Consider the following 18,595-nt stretch of genomic DNA (forward strand, 5'->3'; position numbering starts at 1 on the left):
TTGCGGTGCTTCAGTTGCCTATCAGGCGGCTGACACACTGCCATCGGGGGCAAGCCCCCTCCCACATTTGTTTGTCACTTGTCTCAAGTTAGAGACAATATTCAGAGAAGCACACCAAATACAGAAAATTACTGTTTAATTTCAACAAGTTAAGAACATGGCACACATCTCGCTATAGCCCTTTCCTAAAGCAACACCCCACAACAATAACAATCCGATGGAGACACACCGTGAGTGTGATCATTGCCCTGGCAGCCCTGGCGCTGCTGATGCTGGCGGCCTACCGTGGCTATAGCGTTATCCTGTTTGCCCCCATCGCCGCCCTCGGCGCTGTCCTGCTCACCGACCCGTCCGCCGTCGCCCCTGCCTTTACCGGCGTGTTCATGGAGAAGATGGTCGGCTTTATCAAGCTGTATTTCCCGGTGTTCCTGCTCGGTGCAGTGTTCGGCAAGCTGATCGAGCTGTCGGGCTTCTCGCGCTCGATTGTGGCGGCAGCCATTCGTTTGCTCGGCACGCGCCAGGCGATGCTGGTGATCGTGCTGGTCTGCGCCCTGCTCACCTACGGCGGCGTATCGCTGTTCGTGGTGGTGTTTGCGGTGTATCCGTTTGCAGCGGAGATGTTCCGCCAAAGCAATATTCCCAAGCGCCTGATCCCGGCCACCATCGCCCTCGGTGCGTTTTCGTTCACCATGGACGCTCTGCCCGGCACCCCGCAGATCCAGAACATCATCCCCAGCACCTTCTTCAACACCACCGCCTGGGCCGCGCCGTGGCTGGGTTTGATCGGTACGATCTTCGTGTTCTGCGCCGGCATGCTCTACCTGGCACGCCAGCGCAACAAGGCGCAGCGTGCCGGTGAAGGCTATGGCACGGAGCTGCGCAACGAGCCGGAAACCGCCGAGAACCTGACCCTGCCCAATCCCTGGATCGCGCTGTCGCCACTGATCCTGGTCGGCGTGATGAACCTGTTGTTCACCCACTGGATCCCGCAGTGGTACGGCAAGACCCACAGCCTCAGCCTGCCCGGCATGAGTGCGCCGGTGACCACCGAAATCGCCAAGCTCACCGCGATCTGGGCGGTACAGGCGGCGTTGCTGGTAGGGATCATCGTGGTGCTGGTGTTCGGCTTCTCGGCGATCAAGAGCAAGCTGGCCGAAGGCAGCAAAAGCGCGGTCAGCGGTGCGCTGCTGGCGGCGATGAACACCGCCTCTGAATATGGCTTTGGCGCGGTGATCGCCTCGCTGCCGGGCTTCCTGGTGCTGGCCGACTGGCTCAAGGGCATTCCCAACCCGCTGGTCAATGAAGCGATCACCGTGACCCTGCTGGCCGGTATCACCGGTTCCGCGTCGGGCGGCATGAGCATCGCCCTGGCGGCGATGTCCGAGAGCTTTATTTCGGCGGCCCATGCGGCCAATATCCCCCTTGAAGTGCTGCACCGCGTCGCGGCCATGGCCAGCGGCGGCATGGACACCCTGCCCCACAACGGCGCGGTGATCACGCTGCTGGCGGTCACCGGCCTGACCCACCGCGAAGCCTACAAGGACATTTTCGGCATCACGCTCATCAAGACCCTCGCGGTGTTCGTGGTGATCGGTACTTTCTACGCCACCGGCATTGTGTGAGGTTTCCATGACGACATTGAACGGCAAGACCGCCCTGGTCACCGGCTCCACCAGCGGCATCGGCCTGGGCATCGCCTTGAGCCTGGCCAAGGCCGGCGCCAACCTGATCCTCAATGGCTTCGGTGACGCCAGCGCGGTGATCGCCCAGGTGCGGGTGTTCGGCGGCAAGGTCGGCCATCATCCGGCCGACGTCAGCGACCCGGCGCAGATCGCCGACATGATCGCCTACGCCGAGCGTGAATTCGGCGGCGTCGACATCCTGGTCAACAACGCCGGCATCCAGCATGTGGCGGCGGTGGAAGACTTCCCGGCCGAACGCTGGGACTCGATCATCGCGATCAACCTGTCCTCGGTGTTCCACAGCACCCGCCTGAGCCTGCCAGGGATGAAGGCCAAGGGCTGGGGGCGTATTGTCAACATTGCCTCTGTGCATGGCCAGGTCGGGTCGGTGGGCAAGGCCGCGTATGTGGCGGCCAAGCATGGCGTGATCGGGTTGACCAAGGTGGTTGGCCTGGAGACCGCCACCAGCAATGTCACCTGCAACGCCATCTGCCCCGGCTGGGTGCTGACGCCACTGGTGCAGAAGCAGATCGATGATCGCGCCGCCAGTGGTATCGACCCGCAGCAGGCGCAGCACGACCTGTTGGCGGAGAAGCAACCGTCGCTGGAGTTTGTGACACCGCCGCAACTGGGTGAACTGGTGCTGTTTTTGTGCAGCGAAGCCGGTGCCCAGGTGCGCGGTGCGGCGTGGAATATCGACGGCGGCTGGCTGGCCCAGTAACAGCGGACACTGGCGTTCAAATGTGGGAGGGGGCTTGCCCCCGATAGCGGAGGGTCAGTCACCCCATGTATCAACTGGCACTCCCTCATCGGGGGCAAGCCCCCTCCCACATTTGAACTGTATTGTGTGGAAGACCTAGATAAGAACAAGAGACCTGCTGATGCCCGACATCCTCTGGCAACCCTCCCCGGAACGCATCGCCAACACGCGCATGGACCAGTTCCGGCGCTACATCAACCAGCGCTACAGCCTGCAGCTTGGCGACTACCCGGCGCTGCACCAGTGGAGCATCGACCAGCGCGCGGATTTCTGGCGGGCGATCGTGGACTATTTCGACGTGCAATTTCGCAGCCCGCCCACCGCGGTGCTGATCGAAGACGCCGAGATGCCCAGCGCCCGTTGGTTTCCCGGTGCGACGCTGAATTTTGCCGAACACCTGCTGCGCCGACGTGACGCTCACACCGCCGTCGTGGCTGTCGCAGAAGACGGCCAACGCGAACAACTGACCTACGCCGAACTGGCCGCCCACGTCGCCGGCCTGCAACGCAGCCTGCGCGCTGCCGGCGTGACCCAGGGTGACCGCGTCGCGGCGTGTATGCCTAACACCTGGCAAACCCTGGTGGGCATGCTCGCCACCACCAGCCTGGGGGCGATCTGGTCCTGCTCGTCGCCGGACTTCGGCACCCAGGGCGTGATCGACCGTTTTGGCCAGATCGAGCCCAAGGTACTGATCACCTGCGCCGGCTACCGCTATGCCGGCAAGGATATCGACCAGACCGCCAAGCTCAATGAAATCCTCGCGCGCCTGCCGTCCCTGGAGCAGTTGATCATCGTGCCGTATGCGCGCCCCCAGGCCAGGATCGAGGACTATCAGACCCACGCCAGCGTCTGGCTGTGGCCGGACTTCTACCAACCCGGCGGCGAGCCTGACTTCGTCGCGGTGCCGTTCGACCATCCGCTGTACATCCTCTACTCCAGCGGCACCACCGGCGTGCCCAAGTGCATCATCCATGGCACCGGCGGCGTATTGCTCACCCACCTCAAGGAACACGGCCTGCATGCCGACCTGTCCCGCGAGGACTGCCTGTTCTACTACACCACCTGCGGCTGGATGATGTGGAACTGGCTGGTCTCGGTGCTGGCCATCGGCGCCACGGCGGTGCTGTATGACGGCTCACCGTTTCACCCCGGCCCCGAGCGCTTGATCGACCTGATCGATGCGGAACACATCAGCGTGTTCGGCACCAGCCCCAAGTTTCTCGCCACCCTGGAAAAAGCCGGCCTGCAACCGCGCCTCAGCCATGACCTGGGCAGCCTCAAAGCGCTGATCTCGACCGGCTCGCCGCTGTCGCCGCAGAGCTATGACTACGTGTACCGCGAAATCAAGGCCGAGCTGTGCCTGTCGTCCATGTCCGGCGGCACCGATATCGTCTCCTGCTTTGTGATCGGCAACCCGGTGCTGCCGGTGCGGCGCGGTGAAATGCAGTGCAAGAGCCTGGCGATGGCCATCGAAGTGTGGGACGACCAGGGCCGGCCGCTGGTCGGTGAAAAAGGCGAGCTGGTGTGCACCCGGCATTTCCCGGCCATGCCCATCGGGCTATGGAAGGATCCGGAGCGCAAGAAACTGCTCGCTTCGTATTTCAGCCAGTTTCCCGGCGTCTGGGCCCAAGGGGACTACGCCGAACAGCGCCCCAACGGCAGCCTGCTGATCCACGGGCGTTCCGACGCGGTACTTAACCCGGGCGGCGTGCGGATCGGTACCGCAGAGATCTATCGCCAGGTGGAAAAAATCCCCCAGGTGCTGGAAAGCCTGGCCATCGGCCAACGCTGGCAGGACGACGTGCGCGTGGTGCTGTTCGTGCGCCTCAATGACGGTATCGAACTGGACGAGGCCCTGGAACAGCAGATCCGCCAGGTGATCCGTGCCAACACCACACCGCGCCATGTGCCGGCCAAGATCCTCGCTGTCACCGATATCCCCCGCACCATCAGCGGCAAGATCGTCGAATTGGCAGTGCGTAATGTGGTGCACGGCGAGCCGGTGAAGAACACCGACGCCCTGGCCAACCCGCAGGCGCTTGATCAGTTCCGCGATCGCCCGGAACTGGCGCAAGGATGAAAGGTTTCAGCGCTGACGCACTCATTTGAAGACAAACCCCCAATGCATGCTATTTTTCGGGGGTAGTCACTCATTGCCGACTGACGGGATAATGGGTGTTGTCATTTTTCAAAGCGTTACGCTCAGGGCTTTTTCATGATTGGAACATCCACCGGCAGCGAAGCCGCCGCATTGATTGCGCGGCTGGACTGGGCGCAAAGCCCTCTCGGTGAGGCCGGTGATTGGCCGCAAAGCCTGCGCACGGCGGTCGATATCGTGGTGCACTCGCCGATGCCGATGCTCCTGCTGTGGGGCAACCAGCTCACGCAGCTCTACAACGACGGGTTCGCCCAACTCGCGGGCAATAAACACCCTGGGGCCATGGGCCAGCCGGCGCACCAGACCTGGCCGGAGCTGGAAGGCTTTACCGGGCCAATCTACGACGCCGTGCTCAGCGGCCAGGTGCGCACCTTCAGCGAGCAGCGCTTCGTACTGCAACGCCACAATCGCGATACTGAAATCTGGCTGGACCTCACCTACAGCCCGGTCCGCGATGAAAGCGGCAGCGTTGCCGGCATCCTGGTCACCGCCATCGAAACCAATGAACGGCGCAAGGCCCAGCACAACACCGAACAGCGCCTGCAACTGGCATTGGCGGCCACCGACGCGGTCGGCACCTGGGACTGGGATATCGGCGAAGACCGTTTTATCGCTGACACGCACTTCGCCTACCTGCATGGTGTCGATCCCGACGATGCAAGCCGTTTGCCGATCAGCGACTACCTGCAAGGCGTGCACCCGGAAGACCGTGGCATGGTGGCGCGCAGCATCAAGCACTGCATCACCTTCGGCACCGAGTACGCCGAGGAATACCGCCTGCTGCAAGCCGATGGCCAAGTGCGCTGGGTATTCGCCCGCGGGCGCTGCTACAAGGATCATCAAGGCCGCCCCGCGCGCTTCCTGGGTGCTGCGCTGGACCTGACCGAGCGCAAACACACCGAGCAGGCCTTGCGCCAAAGCCAGAGCGAGCTGCAGTTGATCATCAACGCCATGCCGGTGTTGATCGGTTATGTCGACCACGAGCAGCGGTTCCGCCTGAACAACAGCGCTTACCTGGAATGGTACGGCATGACGCCCCAGGAGCTGTACGGCAAGACCATCCGCGAAGTGCTCGGCGACGAGGTGTATGCCGGGCGTGCAGACAAGATCGAGGCCGCACTCAAGGGCAAGGCCTGCAGCTTCATGACCATCACACCACACCAGGACGGTCGACCACGCCACGCCCTGATGAAGTACCTGCCACGCTTCAGCAATGACGGTTCGGTGAAGGGTTTCTACATCTTTGTGATCGATGAAACCGAACGCAAGCTCACCGAAGAAGCCCTGCGCCACCTCAATGAAAACCTCGAGGAACGCGTGGCCCAGCGCACCCAGGCGCTGGCCGAGGCCAACCAGCGCCTGCAAAACGAAATGTTCGAACGCGAACGCGCCGAAGATGCGCTGCGCCACGCCCAGAAGATGGAAGCGGTGGGCCAGCTCACCGGCGGTATCGCCCACGACTTCAACAATATGCTCACCGGCATCATCGGCAGCCTGGACCTGATGCAGCGCTACATCGCTGCCGGGCGCAGTGACGAGATCGGCCGTTTTACCGATGCCGCCGTATCCTCCGCCCACCGTGCGGCCGCCCTCACCCACCGCTTGCTGGCGTTCTCGCGGCGCCAGTCCCTGGACCGTCGCCCGCTGGACCCGAACCAGTTGGTGGCGTCCCTTGAAGAGTTGTTCCGCCGCACCAAGGGCGCGCACATCAGCCTCAAGGTGCAGCTCGGCCATGACATCTGGCCGGTGAACACCGACGCCAGCCAACTGGAAAACGCCCTGCTCAATCTGGTGATCAACGCCCGCGACGCGATGCCCGACGGCGGTGAACTGCTGATCGAAACCGCCAACAGTTACCTGGACGGCACCGACATCACTACCCTGGAGCCGGTCAAGGCCGGCGACTACGTGATGCTTGGCGTGTGCGATAACGGCACCGGCATGGCGCCGAAGATTCTGGCCAAGGCGTTCGACCCGTTCTTCACCACCAAACCCATCGGCCAGGGCACAGGCCTGGGGCTGTCGATGATCTACGGCTTTGCCCAGCAGTCCGGCGGGCATGTGACGATCCAGAGCGCGCCGGGCCAGGGCACCTGCGTGCGCCTGTATCTGCCGCGCCTGCATGGCACCTCCCTGGAAAGCGACCTGCCTGCCAGCCTCGGTGAAGCCCCGGTAGCCCTGGCCGGTGAAGCCGTGGTCGTGGTCGAAGATGACCCGGCAGTGCGCATGCTGGTGGTCAATGTGCTCGACGAACTGGGCTATACGGCGCACCAGGCGGGCGACGCCCGGGCTGCACTGCCGCTGCTGGAGTCGGATCTGCGTGTGGATCTGCTGGTGACTGACGTCGGCCTGCCGGGCATGAATGGCCGGCAGCTTGCGGAAATCGCCCGCCAGCACCGGCCGGGGCTGAAGGTACTGTTCATGACCGGTTACGCGGAAAAAGCCGCCGAGCGCCAGGGCTTCCTCGAAGACGGCATGGACATGGTGGCCAAGCCGTTTTCCATCGACCTGCTGGCGACAAAAATCCGCAGCATGATCAACGCCGACGAATGAGTTCAGGCATAATCGCGCGCCGTCGCACACCTGGTAGAGATCAATGAAAGCCCAAGCCCGTCATATCCTGGTGAAAACCAGCGAAGAAGCCGAACAGCTCAAACAGCGCATCGCCAAGGGCGAGGCGTTTGATGTACTGGCCAAGAAGTACTCCACTTGCCCCTCGGGCAAACGTGGCGGCGACCTGGGCGAAGTGCGGCCCGGGCAAATGGTGGGGGCGATTGATGCGGTGATCTTCAAGAAACCGGTGAAGGTGGTTCACGGGCCGATCAAGAGCAAGTTCGGGTATCACCTGGTGCAGGTGTTTTACCGGGATTAACCGGCTCTATTTGTATCGCTCGTCGTCGACCTGGACGAGATATAAATACTGCCGGGTGACTTTCCACACAGCCTACCTTGATCGCTATACCAGGACCAGGGAGGCCGGATGTGGACACCGCCAAAATACAACAACTCAGCATTCCAAGTTTGCTCTACGCGTTACATATTCCAAATGTGGCGGACCTGCCCAGCGATCAGGCACGCCAGTTTTTTCAGCGCCTGCTCACACGTTCCCATGTTATCGCCCTGCGTGCCCACGTCTTCTTCAAAACCCTTGATTTCGGCGACGAACACGCGCTGCCTGGCCTGTGCAGATTTCCGCCTTTTCAAACCCTGATTTCCACCGCAGTGACAATTCCCATCGAGAAGTTAACGTTTTCGCTGACCCTGGAATGTCTCTACAAACTCTCAGAAGCCCTCTGGCGCGGAGAGCTTCCAGCGCTGCTCTATCCCACCGCGATTCTTGACCGCACAGCACGGCAGTGTTTCAAGGATGAATTCATCAGCGCATTAACTAACAGCGAGACTTCAAGGAATTCAGCTTACCCTCTGGACCAGGATTCCCTTGCGTTGATCGCGAATATTATCGATATCTATCAACTGCGCGCCTTTCAGAAACTGGAGCTCAATGCGCTCACACTCCATCGTCACGATCCGCTCGACATTCTGAAACGCCAACCGCGCTTATCGCACAACTTGCAGCGGGAAATCACCACGTTCATCAGCAAATCCTTCAGTGCCACGACACACTCGACTTTTTACGCTGCGATCGTCCATGGCTATGTCGATGTCCCATCCAAAGACCGTAAGCCACCTGCCACCGATCGACTGATCATCTATACAAAACCCATCGCGTCGTTGGTAGCAGACTACCTTCGCACAGGTGTCAGGCCTCATCAGCAAACGGACACCCGGTGGACCTCATTGCAGATATCGGTTTATGAGGACACGAGCATCACCAGAGAAGATCGTCCCGCCCTGGTAACTGCCCAAGATTTATTGAAGCACTCGCCGATCAACCACAGTCAATTCAATCTACATCCTTTCATCTCCGTTGATATCGGCACATTGGATGACTTTCTGGATCGCCTCGACAGGCTCCCCAAGTTGTACCAGCAGGATGTCATAAACTATTGGGCGCCCGTGACCTCTGAAAAGGGGGCCAAGACGATCTGGCGCAACCATCTCAAGCACGCTATCGAAACCACAGCCCGTATCGGGCTGGCGGACAGTACCCTGACGCACGACAGCCATACGCAGATCAATCAGATACTCAGCCAATCTTCCGCTCAAGCACTGCCCCCTGCAATCAGCACCTACACCTGTGCGTTCGTAGATCTTTTCAGCGGTAAGGCATTTCCCATCAGCGGCACATTCCTGATCGAACAGCAGGCATCAGCCTCAAAGCAAAACCGCCTTGTGGCGTTCGCCCTGAACACAGGCGCGGTGGAGTACGAAAGCTGGGAAGCATTCGAGAAGCGCCTGCTTTCCCAGATGGCTGATAGCAACAGTCGACCGCTATTACTGGACCATTTGAGCAAAAAAAGCGCTCTGAACATCGTTGATTTTTGCTCAACACAACCCGCTCGACTGGGTTTGAAAAAAATGCTCACAGCAGCTTACGTCGTTGACGAACTTGTGGAGGGTTTACTCGTCCAGCAGGCGGAAAATTTCCTGCACGACTTCACCGCGATAAAAAATGATACGTTGCCTGCCGGGCTCGAAGCATTTTGCAACGCACTAAATCCATCACTGGCCCAACACTTGACCAAACAGCACGCGCGCTGGATAAACCACCGCCAGACAAGCATGCTTGAACAGTTGCCCGGCAAAACGCTTTCTGATGCGTTAGTACTGACTTCCACTGCGCGCGCGCAGGATATCTACAGCAAAGATCTGGACTCACCCATACTGGACCTCTCGGCACTCAATAAGCTTGCGTTCAATGACACTAAATGCAGAGCGCTGATGATAGGCACCTTGAACACCGACAAAGTGGGTAACACTCTCAAAGGTGTCATGAGCCATGTCGTCAGTTATTTCTCTGCCGAGACACCTGTTCCCCTCTCTCTTCGCTTTCTTGCCCTGCAACGCATCTGCGCCTACCGCGATGAACGCCAGATTTTCAGTTGGCAGCACCCCGGCAGTCTTCGGCACAACTTCTATTACTTCATGCAGCTCTATGCGAGCAACGCCCCCAGCGATCGCCTAGGCTTACGACTCGAAAGCGTGGGCCTCAGGTTACTGGGCATGAAGCAATTACCCAGCGAGGGCGTTCACCCCTACTACTCCGCACGAGAGCTGACCCTCGCACAGGACCAATCTCCCGCGCTCGTTTCCATTTTGTGCAGTGAAATCAAAGCAACACCTGACCAGATTGATCTAACGGCATTAGCGTCTTACCTCAATCTGTCGTTATTGGCGGACTACGACCCTGAGCACATGATCTCACCAGCACAGCCACGTAACTATTCGCTATATCATGAGTTGCTGCTGGATCTTCCAGGCTTGCACAGACTGGGCAAAGCCCTTGGAAAAATCATTGCACCAGGCCGCAATGACGCGCAGACATCATTTAGGGCGCTCGCCATCTCGGTTATAACCGATTATCTCTCCCCACCCACCGAACAAAAGCCCGGCTACATTTGTGGTTTGAACTTGCACAGCGTCGAGCTAGGGGAGTCTCCGGTAAGCCAGGTTCGCGAGACGCTTCGAGCGCATCTCAAACAACGCCTCCCGAAAAACGTAGACCGCCAAACCCAGCGGTTCGTCTTCACACTGCTCTGCGCTCGTTATGCACCGGAATTATTAGTGACCCAAGTGCCAGCCACCCTGCTGTACGGGCAAACCCTGGACAGTCTTCACTGGCGTCATGCGGTTGCATGCCTGGAAGCTGAACAGCCATGCTCTAGCCAAGGCCTGAGCTACGTGGAAATAGTCACCGCCTACTCGAATGCTCATTACGCGGGGTTGAGCGATGATAAGAAAACCGCTGTTGCTCTTTTAAAGCAGCTGCCCAGTCTGCACTTTGCCATGTGCCAGGGAGTCATTCCCGAAACCGAAATTGCCTGGGTCACCCATGCCGATAGCCTCAAGGCTGTCGCCTATGTCAGCGAACAAGAGGCCCTCGAGGCACAAACCTTTACTCATCTGGCGCAAGTACCACCTCAACGTAAAAACATGGCAAGCAGCGCATTCAAAAAAGCCAATCCTGGTGTGGATGCGGAACAGATCATCGCGTTCACAGAAGCCGAGCTCAAGAAGTACTTCCATGTTCACCCCTCCGTCGCGGCAGACCGGCATATTGGACGCCGAATGCGTATGACCCTTCTGGAAAAGTACATGTCCTGTGTGTCCGGTGTGGGGTTTACAGAACAAGAGATTGGGGTAAAACCCTACCCACACGGCGCTTGCGAGTTACAAGCGCGGTTTGACCAACAATTTTCCATCTACAAGGACAACTTTCTAAGCGCCATGGTTGACCGCCTGGCACTCGCGCTGCACGGCACACCGCAATTGGACCGGGAGCGGATACTTAACGCTTACAAATACATAAAGGTATCGTTTGAAAACAGTCAGGGTAACTGGGAGGAAAGCCGCTTTGGGCTCATCGCCCTTTATAAAGAGAACGAGGACATCCAGTACGCCTATGAAATATTTTGCCCTTCAGGAACTGTCCGAGCGCTACCTCTCTCTGCTAAACGCGCTACCCGCATCCACGTGACGTCTTCTCCCCCCACACAGGATGCTCTGTGGCATGAGTTGCCGTATCTGTATATCTCTCCCTTGAATGAAGGGGCTTACCTCAGAGGTGCCCCAGATCAGAAAGAAAGTACGCCGTACTTAATGGTCAGCTTCTACACCGTCCGACGGCAGACACAGGGAATGTCCAGAGCACAAAAGATCCAATACTTGTGCAAAAAAATGGTGAACGCTGTATTCGGCAACATCATGGACCTTGCCTACCCCTATTTGAAGAGTCCTACGCCGTACGAGACCCATAAAGAGCGACTGTTTGCACGCGCGCAACTCATGGCGCGCTTTGTACTGCCTGGATATGCGCTTTATCAGGACATCAAGGCCGGAAAAGTAACACTGGGTACTATCATTACCACGGCCCTTGAAATGTTCAGCCTGTTACTGCCGTTTGTCGGACTTGGCATCAAGGCCCTTAGTATTTCCACGCGCCTTGGTCGGGTCATCATTCTTTCTAAGTCAACGAATTTTTCAAAGGTAGCCTTAACAGCAGCCAAGGCGATCCAACCGTTACAAAGTTCTTTACCCAATGTACTCCTGCGGTCTCTAGGTGCGGCTAATCCCTTCGGCGCCATTGCACTGTTATTTCAATACAGTCACAAAGGCATGCTGGCCATCAAGTTTTTACTTAGATTTACACGCGCCGAAATGTCGCAGGGGCCAACACTGTTCAAAACGCTTGCACACAGGCATCTTCCAGCACTTGAATACCGCCCCCTCTCCGCTGTACCCACTGCGCAAGGCCGCGCGCAGTTCTTCAAACCTGACACCCGCACCGGCGACAACAAACTCAATATCCAACAACAATTCAAATTACACGCTCGTGCTGTCGACGTATCAGAGATAACAGCCGTCAACTCAATGTACGTAAAAGAAGGGAAAACCTATATTTATCTTCAGGGTAACATCTTCGCTGTGAGAAAACTGCACGGCACTGACGACTATCAACTTTACAACGACACTCACATCGGCCCTCGCGTCAAGTTCGATCACACTCGAAACAGGTGGGAGATACAATGTTGAACCCTGAACATCACTGCACCCCTCCTGTCAGCGCCCTACAACCCTTGGCGCCCCTTCATACCTCAAGAGTTCCGGTGGTTAAGTTTGAGCATCATCTATCTGTTCTTGATGCGGAGGGCGCGCCGATGAGTATCTGGTACGACGTGCAGCATGGCGTCTGGATGACACACCCTGATACCATTGACGGCGAACTCCTCACCCAAGCTGTATGGCTCACCCATGAGGGTTACTGGGACCGCGGAACGTTGGAAGACTGGCAAGCCATCAGGCACAAGTTGCCCCAGCCCACTGAATTCAGAAACGTGGAGCTTCCTGGCTATCCCGTGTTGCCCACGGATACACAACCGATTCCGCGAGAAATTCATAAAATATGGATAGGTACTTTACTTCCCAGTCAGAACCTCATTGACGCGCTTACCCGTAACGCCGCGCACACAGCGGGTTATAAGGTCATCGTCCATACCGATGTGAGTGATGACTTATTGATTCCCCTTACACAGATACTGAAAAACGCCGTACCCACGTTGACGATTGCTCCGTTGAACGGCACCGTGTTTTTTGAAGATTTCAAAAAACACGCCATCTATAAGCACTACCTGAATATCTCCACAGGCACCACAACCAACTACTCGGCAGCGTCTGACATATTACGCTACCCGCTCGCCAATCATTACGGAGGCATCTACATGGACATGGATGACTGCTTCACAACGAAGATAAGCGAGCAAGTGTTCATGGCGGCGAGCAATGATGTATTACTAGGCACTTTCATCAATGCGCCCTTTGCAGACTTTTATGGTTACAACTCCAGTATTTTCGCCACTCACGCCAATAACCCGGTATTGGTCAAGGTAACGGAAGAGATGCTCAGCCGGTGCGACAAGCATAAGGATTTCTTTATCAAACCCAGACCGCACTTTACTGGCAAATACGATTCAACCTACGAAGCCTTAAAAACCTACTCAGCCGAGCTTTTTCAATTGACCGGTCCGCAAGTATTCAACGATGTACTAGCACGTGAACGACCGGATTATTACGGTGTACTGGCCCAGCGCTCCCGCAGCCATGGCACCAAGATTAACCCTGGTGTAGTTGACACCGCTTACTCTCATAAATTATCCAAGGTGACGGACCATTACTTCCCCTTTTTCGAAAGAGCCCGTGTGGTAATAGGCGTAGAGCACTCCTGGATCACAACGTGAAACGAGTTCACGGGCCGATCAAGAGCAAGTTCGGGTAGCACCTGGTGCAGGTGTTTTACCGGGATTGATGGGTTGGCTGCAGACCGCTACCGGGGGCAAGCCCCCTCCCACATTTGAATAGGTTCACAAATCAAACTGTGGGAGGGGGCTTGCCCCCGATCCGCCGCAGGCGACCATTCACCCCCGGGGAATCAGCGCCCCCGGCACCTGGATAACCCGACTGGCCAACCGATGCCCGGCCAATGCAGCCTGCTCCGGCGAGCTTCCCTTGAGCCGCCCGGCCAGGTACGCCGCACTGAACGAATCCCCCGCCGCTGTCGTGTCCACCACCTTTTCCACCTTGATCGCCGGCACGCAAAAGCGCTCGCCGTTGCAGCGTATCAGGCACGCATCCGCGCCACGCTTGAGCACCACCTCTTTAATATCCGGATACGCCGTCAACACCTGCTCGCTGTCGGGATAGCCAAACAGGGCACGCTCGTCATCCTCGGTGAGCAAGGCAATATCCACTTCGGCCAGGACACGCCCATACGCAGCACGCGCCGCCTCGACACTCGTCCACAGTCGCGGCCGGTAGTTGTTGTCGAACACCACCTTGCCCCCGCGCCGACGGGTTTCGATCAGGGTTTGCAGCAAGCGTTCGCGGCCGATTTCACCCAGCACGGCCAGGGTGATACCGCTGAAATACACCACGTCATAGCCCGGCAGCGCGGCCAGGATCGGCTCGGCTGCCGGCGTGGTGAAGCAGTCGCGCACGGCGGCTTCGTTGCGCCAATACAAGAATTTGCGCTCGCCGTTGGCATCGGTCTGGATGCAGTACAAACCCGGCAGACGTCCGGGCAGGCGCTGGACCATGCCCACCCCCAACCCTTCGTCAGTCCATTGCCGGCACATGGCATCGCTGAAGCTGTCATCGCCCAGGGCAGTGACGTAGTCGACACCGCCGGTATCGCCCAACTCGCGGCGCAGGTACACCGCCGCGTTCAGGGTGTCGCCGCCGAAGCTCTGGTGCAGGCTACCGTCGGCACGGTGTTGCAGTTCGATCATGCATTCGCCGATCAGGGCGATGCGGGGTTGGGTGCTCATAGCGATTGTCTCGGGAGTGACTGATGGCCTCATCGGGGGCAAGCCCCCTCCCACATTGGAATGGGTTCACACATCAAACTGTGGGAGGGGGCTTGCCCCCGATGGGATCGACGCGGTCTAAAAGCAGGTAGGCAGAGACTCAATCACCTGCAACTGCTCATCCACCAGGCAACCGACCTGCCACTTGTCAAAGGTCAGGCACGGGTGCGAAGTGCCAAAGGAAATGATGTCACCAATACGCAGTTCAACCCCCGGCGCCACCGTCATGAACGCATGCTGGTCCATCACCGCCGTCACCTTGCACGCGCTCACATCATCGCCTTCCGCTGGCAGGATACCGGCCTTGTAACGCTTGAGCGGCACCGGCAGGCCGGCATCATAGGCCACGTCGCGCTTGCCCAGGGCGATCACCGCAAAGCCCGGCTCGGGCAACGACTGCACATGCGCCCAGACTTCCAGGGCCGGGTGCAGGCCTTCATCGAGGTCGCTGCGGCGGTCGAGCACGCAGCATTGCGCTTCTTTGTAGATGCCATGGTCATGGGCCACGTAGCTGCCGGGGCGCAGCACACTGAGGAAGCGGCCGGCGGCGTTCTGTTCTTCGAACGACTCGGCGATCAGGTCGTACCAGGCCGAGCCCGACGCGGTGATGATGGGCTTGGGCAGGTCGAAAGAGCCGTTGTTCTGCAAATCCACCGCCAGGCGCACCAGGCTCGCGGCGAAATCGCGGATACCACTGATGGCGTGCTCACCGTGGATCACGCCCTCATAGCCTTCGATACCGGTAAGGGCCAGGGCCGGCTGGGCCTTGATCGCCTTGGCCAGTTCGCGCACTTCCTGCTCGCTGCGGCAACCGCAACGGCCGCCGACCACGCCGTACTCGATCATCACGTTCAGGCGCAGGCCACGGGCGGCGAAGAACAGCCCCAGGTCGGCGACGTTGTCCGGGTGATCGACCATGCAGTGGAAGTCGAAGTCCTTGTCGGCCAGCAGGTCAGCGATCAATGCCATGTTCGGCGCGCCCACCAGTTGGTTGGCCATCAGCACGCGGCGCACGCCACCGGCATACGCGGCGCGGGTCTGCACGGCGTTGGCCAGGGTAATGCCCCAGGCGCCTGCCTCGATCTGACGCTGGAACAGCGCCGGCATCATGCTGGTCTTGCCGTGGGGCGCGAGCTGCGCGCCGCTCTTGCTGACAAAGTCCTGCATCCAGCGGATGTTGTGTTCCAGCGCCTCGCGGTGCAGCACCAGGGCCGGCAGGCTGACGTCGCGGACCAGATGGGCACCGACGGCGGCGGCGCCTTTTTCAACGGCATTGATGGCAGACATGAAATGCTCCTATTCGTTGATGCGACGGGCCAGGTTGTTGGCACTTTCGATCAACACCCGGCGATAGTCGTTGTAATTTTTGATCGCATCGGCGCGCGGGGCGACGATGCAGAGGGTCGCAATGCTGATGCCTTGCGCGTCCCGCACCGGGGCGGCAAAGCAATGGGTAAAGGTGTCGGCCACACTGTCGAAGGAAAAAAAACCATCGAGGGTGGCCTGACGGATTTGTGCCAGGAAGGTATCCAGCGGCAAGCGCTGGCCATCCGGCAGGATAAAGTCATCGTGATCGATCAGGTCGACGATCTGCTGGTCGCTCAAGTGCCCCAGCAACAGGCGCCCGGAAGCGGTCCAGGGGATCGGCGCGTTTTCGCCGATGTCCGAAGAAATACGAAAATGCCGCTCGCCCTCGCGCATCAGCGCCACCGTGTACTTGCGCCCGTTCAGCAGGCACATCTGCGCGGTTTCGTGGGTCTGGCTGACGATCTCCTGCAAGGCGTGGTCGGCCTCGCGGGTCAGGTCGAAATGCCGCAGGTGTGCCTGGCCCAGGAAATACAGCTGGCGGCCGAGGTAGACGTGACCGTCCTTGCCCACCGTTTCCAGGATGCGTCGCTCCAGCAGTGACGCGACCAATTCGTAGACGGTGGATTTGGGGCTGCCGATGCCGCTGGCAATATCATTCGGGCGCAGGGGCTGGCCGATTTCCTTGAGAAAATCGAGGATATCGAATGCCCGGTCCAGGCCTTTGGCGCGGCGTTTGATGGTGTCTTCGGTCATGGCAGCTTTCGATTCCTGTAAAAATGCTGTGATCTGCGCAGATCCTTGTGGGAGGGGGCTTGCCCTCTCCCACATTGGATTTTCCGTGGTTTCAAGAATGGGGCATTTAGCCCTTTTTCTTGTAGGCCACGCAATCGATCTCCACCTTGCAGTCGACCATCATGTTCGCCTGCACACAGGCCCGCGCCGGGGCGTGTTCCGGGGTGAAGTATTCGCCGAAGACTTTGTTGAAACTCCAGAAGTCCCGCGGATCCTCCAGCCATACCCCCACGCGCACCACATCTTTCAATTCGTAGCCAGCCTCTTCGAGGATCGCCACCACGTTGCGCATGGTCTGCCGGGTTTGCTCAATGATGCCGCCAGTGATGATTTCGCCATCCACCGCAGGCACCTGGCCCGAGACGTACAACCAACCGTCCGCTTCCACGGCGCGGGCGAAAGGACGGGGTTGGCCGCCGCCGGCAGTACTGCCGGCGCCATAACGAGTAATGCTCATAACAACAGGCTCCTGATTAAAAACGAATGTTCTTGAGAAATTCCGCCAGGCGCGGCGATTGCGGGCGCTCGAAGATGTCCTTCGAGGTGCCCTGCTCTTCAATGCGGCCCTGGTTCATAAACACGATCTTGTCCGAGACTTCATAGGCAAAGCGCATTTCGTGGGTGACCAGCAACATGGTCATGCCCTCTTCCGCCAGGCCCTTGATCACGCTGAGGACTTCGCCCACCAACTCCGGGTCGAGGGCCGAGGTGACTTCGTCGAACAGCATCAGGCTGGGGTTCATGGCAATCGCGCGGGCAATCGCCACACGTTGTTGCTGGCCGCCCGACAACTGGCCGGGAAAGTGGTTACGACGCTCCAGAAGTCCTACACGATCCAACCATTTTTCCGCGAGCGCCACCGCCTCGTCCTTAGGCATTTTCTTAACTTTCAATAAGCCCAGGGTGACGTTTTGCAACGCCGTCAAATGCGGGAACAGGTTGAACTGCTGGAATGCCATGCCGGTCATGGCACGATGCTGGGCAATCACGCGCTCGGGGTGACGCACCCGCTTGCCGGCAACTTCGCTGTAGCCGATGGACTCGCCATCCAGGGTGATCTGCCCGCCCTGGAACTCTTCCAGCAGGTTGACGCAGCGCAACAGAGTGGTCTTGCCCGAGCCGCTGGAGCCGATCAGGGTCACCACGTTACCGCGCTGCATCGACAGGTCGACGCCCTTGAGCACTTCCACCTGGCCGTACTGCTTGCGCAGGCCGCTAATGTTCAGCAGTGGTGGGTTGGTTTGAGGTTGGTTCATGGCAAGGCCACCCGCTTTTCAATGTAGCGCCCGAATAACTCGATGGCGTAGTTGATGACAAAGAACATAAAGCCTGCGAACAGGTAAAACTCCAGGGTCATGAAGGTGCGTGCGATCACTTGCTGAGTGCTCAACAGCAACTCGGCCACGCCGATCACCGAGAGCAGGGTCGAGGCCTTGACGATTTCCGTGGAGGAGTTGACCCAGGTCGGCAGGATCTGGCGCAGCGCCTGGGGCAGCAACACATAACCCAGGGACTGATAGAACGTCAGGCCAATCGCCTTGCCCGCTTCCAGTTGCCCACGGGGAATGGCTTGCAGCGCACCGCGCACGATTTCCGAGACGTGGGAACCGCAGAACAGCGTCAACCCGACCGCACCGGCCTGGAACGCGGTGATCTGCCAACCGAGCGCCGGCAGCATGTAGAAGCACGCCAATACCAGCACAAACACCGGCGTGCCCCGGATCAGGTCGACGTACAGCCGGAACGGCGCACGCATCCAGAATTTGCCGTAGGTCAGGATCAACCCGGCGACTATGCCGATCAGGGTGCCAAAGATAATCGCCAATGCGGACACATAAACACTGGCCTGAAAACCCGCCCAGAGGGTATCCCGGGCGATCCACAACTCATGCAGCCAGCTGGGGGATTCGTACAT

General features: G+C 58.9%; 13 protein-coding genes. 7 read left to right on the top strand and 6 right to left on the bottom strand.

The window, feature by feature from the left end; translation table 11 throughout:
* The first annotated feature begins 230 nt into the window (after nucleotides 1-230).
* From BM017_RS11915 to BM017_RS11945, 7 genes are all read left to right on the top strand, one after another.
* On the top strand, nucleotides 231-1,622 hold the full coding sequence (locus BM017_RS11915; protein WP_092244328.1) for a GntP family permease: 1,392 nt from the start codon (nucleotides 231-233) through the stop codon (nucleotides 1,620-1,622).
* A 7-nt stretch (nucleotides 1,623-1,629) separates the two neighbouring features.
* Nucleotides 1,630-2,403: a 3-hydroxybutyrate dehydrogenase gene (locus BM017_RS11920; RefSeq protein WP_092244331.1), complete on the top strand. Its 774-nt coding sequence runs from the start codon at nucleotides 1,630-1,632 to the stop codon at nucleotides 2,401-2,403.
* 160 nt (nucleotides 2,404-2,563) lie between these two features.
* The gene (locus tag BM017_RS11925; RefSeq protein WP_092244334.1) at nucleotides 2,564-4,522 is read left to right on the top strand and encodes an acetoacetate--CoA ligase; all 1,959 of its coding nucleotides are present in this window, start codon (nucleotides 2,564-2,566) and stop codon (nucleotides 4,520-4,522) included.
* Between the two features lie 135 nt (nucleotides 4,523-4,657).
* The gene (locus tag BM017_RS11930; protein ID WP_092244337.1) at nucleotides 4,658-7,153 is read left to right on the top strand and encodes a PAS domain-containing protein; all 2,496 of its coding nucleotides are present in this window, start codon (nucleotides 4,658-4,660) and stop codon (nucleotides 7,151-7,153) included.
* 43 nt (nucleotides 7,154-7,196) lie between these two features.
* Entirely contained in the window at nucleotides 7,197-7,472 is a 276-nt protein-coding gene (locus BM017_RS11935) for a peptidylprolyl isomerase (protein WP_003174397.1), read from the top strand.
* 110 nt (nucleotides 7,473-7,582) lie between these two features.
* Nucleotides 7,583-12,253: a dermonecrotic toxin domain-containing protein gene (locus BM017_RS11940; RefSeq protein ID WP_092244340.1), complete on the top strand. Its 4,671-nt coding sequence runs from the start codon at nucleotides 7,583-7,585 to the stop codon at nucleotides 12,251-12,253.
* Complete coding sequence (locus BM017_RS11945) at nucleotides 12,247-13,455, top strand: glycosyltransferase (protein ID WP_092244343.1); 1,209 nt, start codon at nucleotides 12,247-12,249, stop codon at nucleotides 13,453-13,455. The genes BM017_RS11940 and BM017_RS11945 overlap by 7 nt, the downstream gene beginning before the upstream one ends.
* 177 nt (nucleotides 13,456-13,632) lie before the next feature.
* Here the strand turns inward: BM017_RS11945 and BM017_RS11950 are convergent, their stop codons facing one another.
* From BM017_RS11950 to BM017_RS11975, 6 genes are all read right to left on the bottom strand, one after another.
* Nucleotides 13,633-14,541, bottom strand: a complete 909-nt coding sequence (locus BM017_RS11950; protein WP_092244346.1) for a sugar kinase — start codon at nucleotides 14,539-14,541, stop codon at nucleotides 13,633-13,635.
* Between the two features lie 117 nt (nucleotides 14,542-14,658).
* The gene (locus BM017_RS11955) at nucleotides 14,659-15,867 is read right to left on the bottom strand and encodes an amino acid deaminase (RefSeq protein ID WP_092244349.1); all 1,209 of its coding nucleotides are present in this window, start codon (nucleotides 15,865-15,867) and stop codon (nucleotides 14,659-14,661) included.
* Nucleotides 15,868-15,876: 9 nt separating this feature from the next.
* Complete coding sequence (locus tag BM017_RS11960; protein WP_058424172.1) at nucleotides 15,877-16,641, bottom strand: IclR family transcriptional regulator; 765 nt, start codon at nucleotides 16,639-16,641, stop codon at nucleotides 15,877-15,879.
* A 106-nt stretch (nucleotides 16,642-16,747) separates the two neighbouring features.
* On the bottom strand, nucleotides 16,748-17,137 hold the full coding sequence (locus BM017_RS11965) for a RidA family protein (protein ID WP_010210958.1): 390 nt from the start codon (nucleotides 17,135-17,137) through the stop codon (nucleotides 16,748-16,750).
* A 16-nt stretch (nucleotides 17,138-17,153) separates the two neighbouring features.
* A complete protein-coding gene (locus BM017_RS11970; RefSeq protein ID WP_071488005.1) occupies nucleotides 17,154-17,936 on the bottom strand; it encodes an amino acid ABC transporter ATP-binding protein in 783 nt (260 codons plus the stop codon).
* Nucleotides 17,933-18,595: an amino acid ABC transporter permease gene (locus BM017_RS11975; protein ID WP_016976586.1), complete on the bottom strand. Its 663-nt coding sequence runs from the start codon at nucleotides 18,593-18,595 to the stop codon at nucleotides 17,933-17,935. Before BM017_RS11975 ends, BM017_RS11970 begins: the two co-directional genes overlap by 4 nt.

Origin of the sequence: Pseudomonas sp. NFPP04, assembly GCF_900113815.1 — a bacterium.
GTDB classification, from domain to species: Bacteria; Pseudomonadota; Gammaproteobacteria; order Pseudomonadales; family Pseudomonadaceae; genus Aquipseudomonas; species Aquipseudomonas extremorientalis.